8 protein-coding genes and 1 pseudogene are annotated in these 12,411 nt (G+C 71.0%); 4 read left to right on the forward strand and 5 right to left on the reverse strand.

The window, feature by feature from the left end; genetic code table 11:
• Positions 1–21 precede the first annotated feature (21 nt).
• The 4 genes from AB0A61_RS12975 (at position 22) to bla (ending at position 4,653) form a co-directional block, all read left to right on the forward strand.
• Positions 22–894 carry a CmcJ/NvfI family oxidoreductase gene (locus AB0A61_RS12975; protein ID WP_361290577.1) on the forward strand — a complete coding sequence of 291 codons (873 nt, stop codon included), beginning with the start codon at positions 22–24 and terminating at the stop codon, positions 892–894.
• Between the two features lie 23 nt (positions 895–917).
• Positions 918–1,859, forward strand: a complete 942-nt coding sequence (locus tag AB0A61_RS12980; protein WP_361290580.1) for a 2OG-Fe(II) oxygenase family protein — start codon at positions 918–920, stop codon at positions 1,857–1,859.
• Positions 1,860–1,969: 110 nt separating this feature from the next.
• The gene (gene cmcH / locus AB0A61_RS12985) at positions 1,970–3,532 is read left to right on the forward strand and encodes a 3'-hydroxymethylcephem-O-carbamoyltransferase (protein WP_361290824.1); all 1,563 of its coding nucleotides are present in this window, start codon (positions 1,970–1,972) and stop codon (positions 3,530–3,532) included.
• Positions 3,533–3,735: 203 nt separating this feature from the next.
• Positions 3,736–4,653 carry a class A beta-lactamase gene (bla, locus tag AB0A61_RS12990; RefSeq protein WP_361290583.1) on the forward strand — a complete coding sequence of 306 codons (918 nt, stop codon included), beginning with the start codon at positions 3,736–3,738 and terminating at the stop codon, positions 4,651–4,653.
• A gap of 43 nt (positions 4,654–4,696) precedes the next feature.
• On the opposite strand, the gene AB0A61_RS12995 is transcribed toward bla, so the two are convergent.
• The 5 genes and pseudogenes from AB0A61_RS12995 to AB0A61_RS13015 all read right to left on the reverse strand — a co-directional run.
• A complete protein-coding gene (locus AB0A61_RS12995; RefSeq protein WP_361290586.1) occupies positions 4,697–6,898 on the reverse strand; it encodes a D-alanyl-D-alanine carboxypeptidase in 2,202 nt (733 codons plus the stop codon).
• Between the two features lie 179 nt (positions 6,899–7,077).
• Positions 7,078–8,484, reverse strand: a complete 1,407-nt coding sequence (locus AB0A61_RS13000) for an MFS transporter (protein WP_361290589.1) — start codon at positions 8,482–8,484, stop codon at positions 7,078–7,080.
• Between the two features lie 62 nt (positions 8,485–8,546).
• A complete protein-coding gene (locus AB0A61_RS13005; RefSeq protein WP_361290592.1) occupies positions 8,547–10,085 on the reverse strand; it encodes an aldehyde dehydrogenase family protein in 1,539 nt (512 codons plus the stop codon).
• A gap of 12 nt (positions 10,086–10,097) precedes the next feature.
• The gene (locus AB0A61_RS13010) at positions 10,098–11,033 is read right to left on the reverse strand and encodes a 2OG-Fe(II) oxygenase family protein (RefSeq protein ID WP_361290595.1); all 936 of its coding nucleotides are present in this window, start codon (positions 11,031–11,033) and stop codon (positions 10,098–10,100) included.
• 71 nt (positions 11,034–11,104) lie between these two features.
• Positions 11,105–12,298: pseudogene (locus tag AB0A61_RS13015) on the reverse strand (aminotransferase class V-fold PLP-dependent enzyme); the annotation flags it as partial.
• Positions 12,299–12,411: the final 113 nt, after the last annotated feature.

Raw genomic sequence — 12,411 nt, forward strand, 5'->3', positions numbered from 1 at the left:
CGGCCCAGGGAGAGGGGTGTCATGCCGACCGTGTCGAGTCTCCTGTACTACAGCGCGCCGTTCACGCCCACGGGCACGGACGACGACTGGTGCATCGACGCCGTGTCCCGGCCACCCGAGATACTCTTCAACTTCCGCAAGGTGCCCGTCGAGACGGTCATCACCGACCTGCGCGACAGCACGACGGTGCCAAGACTCGACGACATGGGCTTCGAGAAGGCCGCCGTCCCCACCTGCGTGGACCAACGCGCCCTGGCCGAGGGCTCGTTGCCGGCCCTCGAACGGTACCGGCGGGAGACGGCAGAGTTGCTGGAGTCCCTCACCGGAGCCGACACGGTCGAGTTCTTCGACGCCACCGTGCGGCGCGAGGACACCGAAGCGGCCCGGGAACCCACCCACCAGTCACCGCACCTGCGCGTGCACGTCGACCAGAGCCCGACGAGCGCCCGGGCGCGAGCCGCGGACCACGGGTGGCGAGGGCGCCCCTTCCGCAGGTTCCAGATCGTCAACGTCTGGCGACCGCTGATCGAGCCCGTTCGCAACTTCCCCCTCGCCCTGTGCGACTACCGGTCGGTGGATCCCTTGGCGGATCTGGTCCCGACGCGGCTGGACTTCCCCACCTGGCTCAGGGACCGCGAGAACTATTCGGTGCGCCACAACCCCCGGCACCGCTGGTACTACTGGGGGTCTCTCGCCCCCGACGAAGCGACACTCTTCAAGTGTTACGACAGTGCGAGCCGCGACCTGGCGCTCGCCGGCGAGCCGGGAGCCGAAGGCGAAATGCGCGACGTGGCCGGCCTCTGCCCGCACACGGCCTTTTTCGACCGGACCGGGCCGGCCGCGGGACATCTGCGAACCTCCCTGGAACTGCGGGCCCTGCTTTTCTACCACTGATCGCCGAAGTCGAGAGGGTGAACATGGCGGACACGACGGTACCGATTTTCAGCCTTGCCGAACTGCAAAAGGGCGCCGACCGAGAAGAGTTCCGCAGGTGTGTGACGCAGACGGGGGTCTTCTACCTCACCGATTACGGCGTGCTGGAAGAGGAACACCGGCTGGCCACCGACACGGCGATGGACTTCTTCGCACACGGCACCACGCAGGAGAAGCAGGCCGTCACCACGAAGATCCCGACCATGCGCCGCGGTTACTCGGCGCTGGAGGCCGAGAGCACCGCCCAGGTGACCCGGACCGGCACGTACACGGACTACTCCATGTCCTTCTCGATGGGGATCTCGGACAACCTCTTCCCCTCGCAGCGGTTCGAGGAGGTCTGGACGGACTACTTCGGCCACCTCTACGCGGCCGCACAGGAGACCGCACGGGTCGTTCTGCGCGCGAGCGGAACGTACGAGGGAGGGGACGAGGACATGGACACGCTGCTGGACTGCGACCCCGTGCTGCGGCTGCGGTACTTCCCGGAGGTTCCCGAGCACCGCGCCGCCGAACGGGAGCCGCGGCGGATGGCGCCGCACTACGACCTGTCCGTCATCACCCTGATCCACCAGACCCCGTGTGCCAACGGCTTCGTGAGCCTGCAGGCGGAGGTCGGCGGCGAGCTGGTGGACCTGCCGGCCGTGCCCGATGCCGTGGTCGTGCTCTGCGGCGCCATCGCGCCCGTGGTCACCCAGGGGGCGGTGCCCGCACCCAGGCACCACGTCAGGTCGCCGGGCGCCGGGCAGCGGGAGGGCAGCGACCGCACCTCGAGCGTCTTCTTCCTGCGCCCCTCCACCGACTTCACGTTCTCCGTCCCCAAGGCCCGGACGTACGGCCTCGACGTCGACCTCGACGCCGACACCGCGACCTTCGGGGACTGGATCGGGACCAACTACGTCACGATGCACGCGGTCAAGTCCTAGGCACACTGACCGAGTTGCCCTGGCCGCCCCGCCGGCCGCCACCCCCGACCAACAGCGCATCGGACCGAACCCGACCGTCCACGACGGTCCCAGGCGTGGGAAGGACAGGAATGCTCGTCGTTGCATTGAAGCCGGGTCACGACGGCGCGGTCGCCGCGATCGACAACCGGCGGCTGCTCTACTCGCTGGAGTCGGAGAAGGACTCGCGCCCTCGGTACACGCCGCTGCTGCCGACGACGATCCTGGACATCGCCGAGCGGCTGGACGCCGTCCCGGACGTGGTCGCGCTCGGCGGCTGGAGCGACCTGCGCCCCCACCGCATCGCGTACACCGGAGCCGGGTACGAGGGCACGCACGAACCCACCGTGACCACCTCCCGCTTCTTCGGCAAGGAGGTCCGGTTCTTCACCTCGACGCACGAGCGGTCGCACATCTACATGGCGCTGGGCATGGGGCCGAGGCACGCAGGCCCCGTGCGGACGGTACTGGTCTGGGAGGGGGACGTCGGCGCCTTCTACCTCGTCGGTTCCGACCAGCGGATCATCCGCACGATACCGGTCATGACGGCGCCGGGCGCGCGGTACTCCTTCCTCTTCGGACTCGCCGACCCGGCCTTCCCCGACTCCGGGGCGAAGCCGCGCCTGAACGACGCCGGCAAGCTGATGGCGCTCGCGGCCTTCGGGAACGCGGAGGACGCGGGTCCCGACATCCGGCACGTCGTGGAGCGGATCCTGAAACAGGACTCCCTGTACCCGGCGCCCAAGGACGAGTACCGGGACTCGGTGCTCTACAACGCCGGTGTCGAGTCCGTCGAGTGCAAGACCGCGGCCGCACTGCTGACCGAGCGCCTCTTCCAGACGTTCGCCCAGGTCGCCCGGGAACAGACGCCGGCCGGCAGCCCGCTGTACATCTCCGGAGGGTGCGGGCTGAACTGCGACTGGAACAGCCAGTGGGACGAACTCGGTCACTTCTCCTCGGTCTTCGTCCCGCCGTGCACCAACGACTCCGGATCCGCGGTCGGGACCGCCATCGACGCCGTATCGACGTTCACCGGGGATCCGCACATCGACTGGAGCGTCTACAGCGGGCTCGGCTTCGTCACCGACACCCGGCCCGACCCCGCCCGCTGGCGGCCCCGGCGGCTCGACCACGACGCCCTGGTGACGGCGCTGTCCGACGGCCGGGTCGTCGCCTGGGTGCAGGGAAGGTGGGAGATCGGCCCGCGGGCCCTGGGCAACCGGTCCCTGCTGGCCGAGGCGTTCGGCGCGGGCACGCGGGACCGGCTCAACGACATCAAGCAGCGGGAGGACTACCGGCCCATCGCGCCCTGCTGCCGCATCGAGGACCTCGGCAAGGTGTTCCACGAGGACTTCGAGGACCCGTACATGCTGTACTTCCGGCATGTCCGGAAGTCCAGCGGACTGCACGCCGTGACCCATGTGGACGGCACGGCCCGGGTGCAGACGGTACGGGAGTCGGGCAACCCCCAGCTGCACCGGTTGCTGACGGCCTTCGCCGCCCGGCGAGGGGTCGGCGTGCTGTGCAACACGTCGCTGAACTTCAACGGCGAAGGCTTCATCAACCGTATGTCCGACCTCGTGCTGTACTGCGAATCCCGGGGCATCGCCGACATGGTCGTGGGCGACACCTGGTACCGGCGCACAGAGGGCTGAGCGCAGGGAACCAAGGACCGAGCGGCCCGTCCGTCCGTATCCGCCGAACGCGGGTACGGACGGACGGGCCGTCGTCGTATGTGCGCCCGACGGCGTCACACGATGAGATGACACAGGTGGACTGGGGCGACGCAGACACGTACAAATGCGACGACAAGCGCCTTGATCGGCATGAAACGGCTCCCGAAAGCAGGCACCACCGCATGTCCTTTGAGCAGCCCGGCCCTTCCCGCCGCTCCTTACTGGCGGCAGCAGCCCTCCTGCCGCTGGCGGGATGCGGCCGAAGCGATCGCTCGGCACCCGTGTCGGACCGGGCGGCGGCCGGCAGCCCGACCGGCTCCGCCGGCGCCTCGGCGTACGCGGCCCTCGAACGCAGGCACGGGGCCCGCCTGGGCGTGTACGCGCTGGCGACCGGCACCGGCGCCAGCGTGGCCTACCGTGCGAACGAACGCTTCGCGTTCTGCTCCGTCTTCAAGCCGCTCGCGGTCGCGGCGGTCCTCAGCCGCAACCCCCTCGGCTACCTGGACCGGCGCGTCCACTACACCAAGGCCGACGTCAACACGATCTCGCCGATCGCCAAGGACCACATCGACACCGGCCTGACCATCAGGGAACTGTGCGACGCCGCCATCCGCTACAGCGACGGCACGGCCGGCAACCTGCTGATGCGGGACATCGGCGGCCCGGCGCAGCTGACGGCCTATCTGCGCCGGCTGGGCGACACCGTCAGCCGTATGGACCACTACGGGCCCCAGCTGGACCGGTTCCCCCCGCACGACCCGAACGACACCACCACCCCCCGGGCGATCGCCGCCGACTACCGCACCCTCGTGCTGGGCAACGCGCTCGGCACGGACAAGCGTGCCCTGCTCAAGGACTGGCTCGTGCACAACACCACCGGCGGCAAACGCATCAGGGCCGGGGTGCCCAAGGGGTGGACGGTCGCGGACAAGACCGGGACCGGCGACTACGGCAGGGCCAACGACATCGCCGTCGTGTGGCCGTCCCACGGCGCCCCGCTCGTGCTGGCCATCATGTCCGAGAAGCCCGGGTACAGCACGCCGCCCGAGGAGGCCCTGGTCGCGGAGGCCACCAGGCAGGCCGTCGCCGACCTCGGCTGACCGCCCCGCCCCGGCCGAGGGCGGCCACGGGCGCGGACCGCTCTCAGCCGAACCGGGTCAGCCTCGATCCGAACGACGGCTCCGCGAGGTCGCTCCGCAGGGCCACCGGCACCTTGCGCGCCTCTGCTCCCGTGCCCACGGACAGCTCGCCGACGACGGTCCCGCCCCTGGCCGCGCGGGGAATGCCCCTGCCGCCGTCGCTGAAGGTGAGGGTCAGCTTCTGGCCGGGGACGCCGACCACCGTGAGGTCCTCGGTGGCCACGACCGGCGTACGGTCGCCGAGGCCGTCGGTGACGTGGCCGACGACCTGGCCCCTGCGCACCGCGACGGCGGAGGTCAGGGCGTTGCGTACCGCCTCGATGACCCGCTTGCTGTTCCTCTGCACCAGGACGAGGCTGCTGGACCCGTTGGGGTCCGCGCCGGTGGCGTGCTGGTCCATCATCGTGCCGAGGATCAGCCGGTTCTTGCCGTCCACGGTCTTGTAGGCCGCCCACGACAGCGTGCCGCCGGCCGGGGTGTTGGAGCCGGTCTTGATGCCCCTGATGCTCAACCCGGCGTTGATCAGGGGCTCGTTGTTGTTCTGGATGCGGCCGTATCCGGGGATGTCCGCCTCGGGCAGGGCGACGACCGTGCGGAAGGCGTCGGACTTCATCACCTCCTCGGCCAGCGTGAGCTGGTCGACGGCGGTGCTGACGGTGTTTCTGTCCAGGCCGCTGGGGTCGGTGTAGGTGGTGTTCTTCATGCCGAGGGACCTGGCGGCGTCGTTCATCTTCCCGACGAAGGCCGCCTGGTCCTGGGAACCGGTGTCCCAACGGGCCAGCAGCCGGGCGATGTTGTTGCCGGACGGGATCATCAGCATCTTCAGCATGTCCAGCTCGCTGAACGCCTGGCCCACCTGGAGCCCCTCGATCCGCGACTCGTCCTCCGCCTTGCCGTCCTGCACGGCCCGGGCGTCGACCCTGATCAGCGGGCCCTGCTCGCCGTTGCCGAGGGGGTGTTCGTGGAGGATGACGTACGCCGTCATGATCTTGGCGACGCTGGCCGTGGGGACAGGGGTCTCCTGCCCGAACGTGCTGATCGTGTCCGACCCGGCGACCTTGACGGCGGCCTGTCCCTGCCTGGGCCACGGGATGGAGAGCCTGCGGCCTTCGATGGTGAAGGAGGCCGGGGTCCGGTCGCGGACGAGCGTCGGCTCGGGGAGCGGGCGCAGTGTCTGCACGATCACGAAGACCAGCCCCAGGAACAGCGCGAGCGCGGCCGAAACGCCGACCCTGAACGCGGGGGTGAGCCGCCCCCACGCCCTGACCAGCCCGGCCACCACCGCCGCCCCACCGGCCGTGTCCGACTGGGCGGCCTCACCGACCGCGTCCGACGGGACGGCCTCGGCAAGCTCGCCGGGCTCGGCCGTCTCGGTGGGCCCGGCTGTCCTGGGCGGTTCCGTCCTGGGTGGCTCGGTCTTCTCGGTGGGCGCGGTTTTCTCCGCGGGCTTGGGCGGTGTGGTCGGCTCCGACTCGGCCGGCTTGGTCGGCTCGGTTTTCTCGGTCGGCTTGGCTGCCTTGGTCAGTTCGACTGGCTGGGCCGGTGCGGCCGACTCGGAGTCCTTGGCCGGTTCGGTGGGCTTCGTAGTCGACTTGGCCGGTTCGGTGGGCTTCGTAGTCGACTTGGCCGGTTCGGTGGGCTTGGTCGGCTGGGTGGGCTTGGCCGGTTCGGTGGGCTTGGTCGGCTGGGTGGGCTTGGCCGGTTCGGTGGGCTTGGTCGACTCGGTGGGCTCTGTGGTCTCCGTCGCCTTCGCCGCCCCATCCGGCTTGGCCGGTGTGGCAGGCGGGGTGGCCTGAACCGCGGTGGTCCCTGCAGCCGCCCCCTCGTCCCCGCCCGAGTCCTGCTCAGCGCCGACCGAGTTCCCGTCGGCCTCGTCGGCCTCGTCGGCCTCGTCGGCCTCGTCGGCCTCGTCGGCCTCGCCGTCCCGGTCGGCCTCGTCCGAATCCTCGGCGGAGTCCGAGTCCTCCTCGGCGGTGACGCCGTCGTCCTCGACGGGGTCCGACCCGGGCTCGGTGGTGCCCGGGTTCTCCTTCGCGGTGAGCGGGGCGTCCTTGCCGGTGGGCTGCGTCTTCTCGGTGCCGCCCGCGGTCTTCTGCCCGGTGCCGGCCGGCGCCGTCGCCTCCCCCTCGGGCGGTCCGGTGAGCGTTGCGCAGGCTTCCGTCGGCGAGTCGTTCCGCACTGGTGCCTCGGGGGATCGGCCCGCCATTGGTGTCTCCTTCTTGTGCCGCAACGCTGTTCTTTTCACGTCCGGACTGACAACCGAGAATTCTGGTGATCAGACGCGCATAAAAGTACTCGTGGCGAAAGTGCCACGGGCGCATGTCGGTCACGTGTTGGAATCATTCGTCCGGACCATCGGCCAAGTTCCGCCCCGGGCCCGGCGCGTCACAGGGAGGCCCGGTCCGTCCTGGCCGCCGGTGGCTCGTTCGGCAGCGCCGGACCCGCGCCCCGCGCGTCGCCCAGGGCGGGCAGTAAGGGCGTGAGCGCGGCGAGGGCGACCATGATCAGGGCGATGGCCCGGAACGCGTTGCCGTAGGCGTCCGCGAGCGCGGCGGGCGTGCCGGAGGTGCCGCTCGTGGTGAGGGTGAGCACCAGGGCGAGGCCGAACGCGCCGCCGAACTGCCGGGTGGTGTTCAGGAGTCCGGAGGCCGCCCCGGCGTCCTGGGCGCCGACGCCCGAGGTGACGGTGGTGGTCAGCGGGGTGCTGACCAGCCCGCCGCCGCAGGAGATGGCCACGGCCGGGCCCAGGATGCCGGTGACATAGCCGGACTCCGGCGTGATGTGGCTCTGCCACCAGTAGCCCACCGCCGCGATGAGCGCGCCCGCGGCGATCAGAACCCTGGCCTGCACGCGCCGCATCAGCCGCGGGATCAGACCCAGGCCGACCAGAAGCATCACCGCGGCGTGGGGCACGAACCCCGCGCCCGCCTGCGCCGCGCTGTAGCCGAGCACGTCCTGCATGGTCAGGGTCAGGAAGTACCACGTCGGGACCTGGCTCGCCCCCGCCAGCAGCATCGCCACGTTGCCCCGGCCGATGCCGGGAAGCCGGAACAGCCCCGGTGGCATCAGCGGTGCGGCGACCCTGGTCTCCACGACCACGAACGCGACCAGGGCGCCCACGCCGGCGGCGAGCGGCAGCGCCGTGTCCGGGTCGGACCAGCCCTGCATGTGCGCCTCACAGACGCCGAGGGTGAGCAGGGTCAGCGCGGCCGTGGCCAGGACGGCGCCGGGCAGGTCGAGCCGCGCCTTTCGCCCGGGGTTGGCCCCGGGGATGCGTATTCGTGCGGCGAACAGCAGCGCCGGAACCCCGATCGGCACGTTGACCAGCAGCACCGACCGCCACGACAGGTACTCCGTCAGCACACCGCCGAACAGATTGCCCGCCGCCCCAGCGGTCAGGCCCACCGCGGCCCAGGCCGTCAACGCCCGGGTCCGCCGGGGACCTTCGGCGAACGTGGTGGTCAGCAGGGTGAGGGAGAGCGGGGCCAGCACGGCCGCGCCGACCCCCTGCGCCGCTCGCGCCGCGATCAGCATCGCCGGGTCGGCCGCGAGCCCGCCGATCAGACCGGAGGCGGTGAACACGGCAAGACCACCGAGGAAGACCCGCGTGGGCCCGTAGAGGTCGGCCAGCCTCCCGCCCAGGATCAGCAGTCCCGCGAACGCCAGTGTGTAGCTGCTGACCACCCACTGCAGGCCCGCCGGTGCGAAACCGAGACCGGTCTGGATCGACGGCAACGCGACGGTCATCACCGAGGCGTCGAACAGAACCAGGAAATACGCGGTACAGGCCAAGGTGAGCGCCGTTGTGGCAGCGGATCTGCCGTGCATGGCCGAGAACCCCCTGTGGTGGCCGGCTACTGGGAGAAGTCCACGCCCTGCGCCAGTGCGACCCGTCCGGAGTAGTTCACCGTGTTGGTCGCGCGGCGCATGTAGGCCCGCCAGGCGTCCGAGCCGGACTCGCGCCCGCCGCCGGTCTCCTTCTCACCGCCGAACGCGCCGCCGATCTCCGCGCCCGAGGTGCCGATGTTGACGTTGACGATGCCGCAGTCCGCGCCGTCGGCGGCCAGGAACCGCTCCGCCTCGCTCTGGTCGCTCGTGAAGATCCCGGACGACAGCCCCTGGGGCACGTCGTTGTGCAGGTGGATCGCCTCGTCGAGGTCCCGGTAGGTCAGGACGTACAGAACCGGCGCGAAGGTCTCCTCGCGTACCACGGCGGTCTGTGCGGGCATCCGTACGAGGGCGGGCCGGACGTAGGAGGCGCGCGGCGCGGCGGTGGTGAGCTCTCGCTCGCCACCGACGACCAGGGTGCCGCCCTCCGCCGTCGCGCGGTCCAGGCCCTCGCGCATCCTCGCGTACGACGCCTCGTTCACCAGGGGCCCCACCAGGGTGCCGTCCTGGAAGGGGTCGCCGACGGGGAGCCGGCGGTAGGCCCTGGTGAGCCGCTCGACGACGGTTTCGGCGACGTCCTCGTGCACGATCAGCCGGCGCAGTGTGGTGCACCGCTGGCCCGCCGTGCCCGCGGCGGCGAACACGGCCGCGCCGACGGTGAGATCGAGGTCCGCCGAGGGGGTCACCACGGCGGCGTTGTTGCCGCCCAGCTCGAGGATGCTGCGGGCGAACCGGGCCGCCAGGCGGGGGCCCACCGCGCGGCCCATCCGGGTCGAGCCGGTCGCGCTGACCAGTGGCACGTGCGGCGAGTCGACGAGCCGCTCTCCGGTTCCGTACCCACCGAGGACGACCTGGTTCAGGTGGGCCGGGGCGCCGGTGTCGGCGGCGGCGCGGTCGAGGAGGGCGGAGCAGGCCAGCGCGGTCAGCGGGGTGAGCTCGGACGGCTTCCACACCACGGTGTCGCCGCAGACCAGCGCCACCGCGGTGTTCCAGGCCCACACGGCCACGGGGAAGTTGAAGGCGGTGATCACGCCGACCACGCCCAGCGGGTGCCAGGTCTCCATCAGCCGGTGGCCTGGGCGCTCGGAGGGCATGGTGCGCCCGTAGAGCTGGCGGGACAGGCCCACCGCGAAGTCGCAGATGTCGATCATCTCCCGTACTTCGCCGAGCGCCTCGGAGCGGATCTTGCCGGCCTCGATGGTGACCAGGTCGGCGAGGTCGTGCTGGTGCTCGGCGAGGAGCTCGCCGAGCCGCTTGACCAGCGCGCCGCGCACCGGTGCCGGGGTGGTCCGCCAGGTGCGGAACGCCGTTCGGGCGGCCTCCACGGCCCGGTCGACGTCCGCCGGGCTGTCGGCGCGCAGACCGAACAGGTCGTCCCCGGTCACCGGTGTCCGGGCGGCGAGGGCGTCGCCCTTGAACGCCGCGAGTTCGGCTCCGCAGTGCGCCAGAGCGGCAAGCGCCCTGTCGCGGATGTCGTCGGTGCTGCTGACTGATGCTGTCGCCATGGTGCGCTCGTCCTATGCCTCGGTCTTCGTGCGGATGTTGACGTAGTTGCCCCCGATCCAGTCCTGGAACGTGGCGGTGTCGCCGTCCAGGCCGATGTCGAACCCGCACTGCCTGGCCAGCGGGACCGAGAAGGTGAAGTCCGCGTTGGGGCGCAGGAAGAAGACGCTCGAGGTGCGGCTGCTGCCCGCGATCCGGTCCCGGCCCGGCGACGCCACGTGGTGCCGCGGGGCCTTCACCCGGCCGCCGGTCACCAGGGTCGCGACGGCTCCGCAGAAGACGAGCACCGCGTCCGGCCTGGCCGGGAGGTCCACGAAGGAGCCGCCGACCTCGCACTGCAGGCTCACGAAGCCGTTCGGGCACGGGGTCTGCTGGATCAGCGTCACCGTCGACAGGTCGTAGTGCGGCGCCATCCGCAGCGGCTCCTCCTCGGCGCTGCGGTGCTCGGGGACCTCGGGGAAGTAGCGGAACCTGAGCAGGGGTTCGCAGTCGACGAACGCCTCGGTCCCGCCCTCCGGTTCGGTCCCGGTCGCCTTCAGGACCTGGCGCGCCACCTCCCGCGAGGCGTGGTACATGCGGTCGAAGTAGTGGGACCAGATCCGTTCGAAGCCCGCTGTGGGGAAGACGTTGTCCGAGGTGCCCATCGAGTAGCACATCGAGTAGTCGGTGTACGCGCCGGTGTTGGTTATCTTCGCGGTGCTCTCCGACTCCAGTCCGGTGAACCCGCGCCGCACGGTGGGAACCGTGGAGGTCACGGCCCGCTTCTGCTGCTCGGTGCCGTGCTGGAAGAAGTCCACGGCGACGTCCTTGGCCGACTTCTGGTCGGCTTCCGTCAGGCCGCTGTCGGTCAGGTGGAAGACGCCCTTCTCCGCCAGGCACACCACGAACTCCTCCCGGCGGCGGCCCTCCTGAAGGTCCGCCAGGCTGAACGTGGGGACCGTCGTGTCCATCAGCACTCACTGCTCCTCTCGTAACGGGTGGTCGGCGATGCGGTGGAAGGCGACGGGCTCAGGAGGGCCGGGTCGGCCATCAGCTCCTCCAGCGCGCCCGCCAGCCGGTCGATCTCGGCCTCGGTGGTGTAGAAGTTCGCCGACACCCGCAGCAGCGGCTGTTCCGGCCGCCCGGCCACCGACGTCTCGATGCGGAAGCGCTCCCAGAGCTCTCGGCGCAGCTCGTCCCCGCTCGTCGTCCCGGGCAGGCGGAACGCCACCATGCCGCCGGACAGGTCCGCCGCCTCGGGCGTGGCCGAATCCAGTCCCAGCCCGTCGGTGAGACGCCGGCGCGCGTGGCCGGCCAGCTCGCGTCGGCGGGCGCGGATCCTGTGGTGTCCGAGGCGTGCCTGGAAGTCGATCGACTCCGGTACCGCCAGCCAGGGACAGATGTCCCGCGTCCCCTCGCATTCGAGCCTGCGCAGCCGGGGGGTGCTGCCGAACCGGTCGCGCTCGTCCGGCGGCCCGCTCCCGGGCGGGGGCTGGTACGCCCAGCTCACCTGGGCCGGCTCCAGGGTGTGCGCGTGCCGTGGTCCCAGGTGCAGGAACCCGACGCCGGTGGGAGCGAGGAGCCACTTGTGGCCGCTGCCCGCGTAGAAGTCCGAGCCGATGCCGTCCAGGTCCAGGTCGATGAACGCCGGCGCGTGGGCGCCGTCGATCACCGTGACGATGCCGCGGCTACGGGCCTCGGCGCACAACTCCCGGGCGGGCAGGACCAGTCCGGTCGTCGACAGAACGTGACTGAAGGACAGCAGCCGGGTCCGTGGCCCCATGGCGGCTACGGCGGCGTCGACGATCTCCGCGGGGTCGCTGGGCAGGACCGGCAGACGGAACGTGCGTATCGTCAGGCCCTGCCGCCGGGCCAGCCGTTCCCAGCACCAGCGGATCGGCGGGTACTCGTGGTCGGTCAGCAGGATCTCGCCCGGCGCGGCCAGGTGCAGCGAGGACGCCACCAGGTTGACGGCCCCGGTCACATTGGTGGTGAGTACCAGGCGGTGCGGGTCCCCGCCCAGGAAGCCGGCCAGGGACTCACGCGCCTTCCACAGCAGCGGGGGCACCTCGCGCAGCAGGAAGTCCATCGGCGCGCGGGCGAGATGGGCGCGCAGTGCGGTGACGCGGTCGAAGGTGGCGCGCGGCAGCGGTCCGGCGGAGCCGGTGTTGAGGTTGACGACGGTGGGGTCGAGCAGCATGCGGCCGCGGGCCTCGTCCCAGTCGGCTACGGCCATGTCGTGATCTCCCGCAAATTCAAAAACTGGTCGGCCCGCCGGAATTCGGTCGATGTACAGCACAATAGCAGCCGTCGCGGGATCTCGAAGGGGCGATTTTCTGCCGTTGTGCA

Source organism: Streptomyces sp. NPDC046197, from assembly GCF_040646295.1.
GTDB lineage: Bacteria > Actinomycetota > Actinomycetes > Streptomycetales > Streptomycetaceae > Streptomyces.

What these genes read in the sequence shown, in the direction of transcription:
- AB0A61_RS12975 (WP_361290577.1), top strand. Translation starts at nt 22, where the DNA reads ATGCCGACCGTGTCGAGTCTCCTGTACTACAGCGCGCCGTTCACGCCC.
- AB0A61_RS12980 (WP_361290580.1), top strand. Translation starts at nt 918, where the DNA reads ATGGCGGACACGACGGTACCGATTTTCAGCCTTGCCGAACTGCAAAAG.
- cmcH (WP_361290824.1), top strand. Translation starts at nt 1,970, where the DNA reads ATGCTCGTCGTTGCATTGAAGCCGGGTCACGACGGCGCGGTCGCCGCG.
- bla (WP_361290583.1), top strand. Translation starts at nt 3,736, where the DNA reads ATGTCCTTTGAGCAGCCCGGCCCTTCCCGCCGCTCCTTACTGGCGGCA.
- AB0A61_RS12995 (WP_361290586.1), bottom strand. Translation starts at nt 6,898, where the DNA reads ATGGCGGGCCGATCCCCCGAGGCACCAGTGCGGAACGACTCGCCGACG.
- AB0A61_RS13005 (WP_361290592.1), bottom strand. Translation starts at nt 10,085, where the DNA reads ATGGCGACAGCATCAGTCAGCAGCACCGACGACATCCGCGACAGGGCG.
- AB0A61_RS13010 (WP_361290595.1), bottom strand. Translation starts at nt 11,033, where the DNA reads ATGGACACGACGGTCCCCACGTTCAGCCTGGCGGACCTTCAGGAGGGC.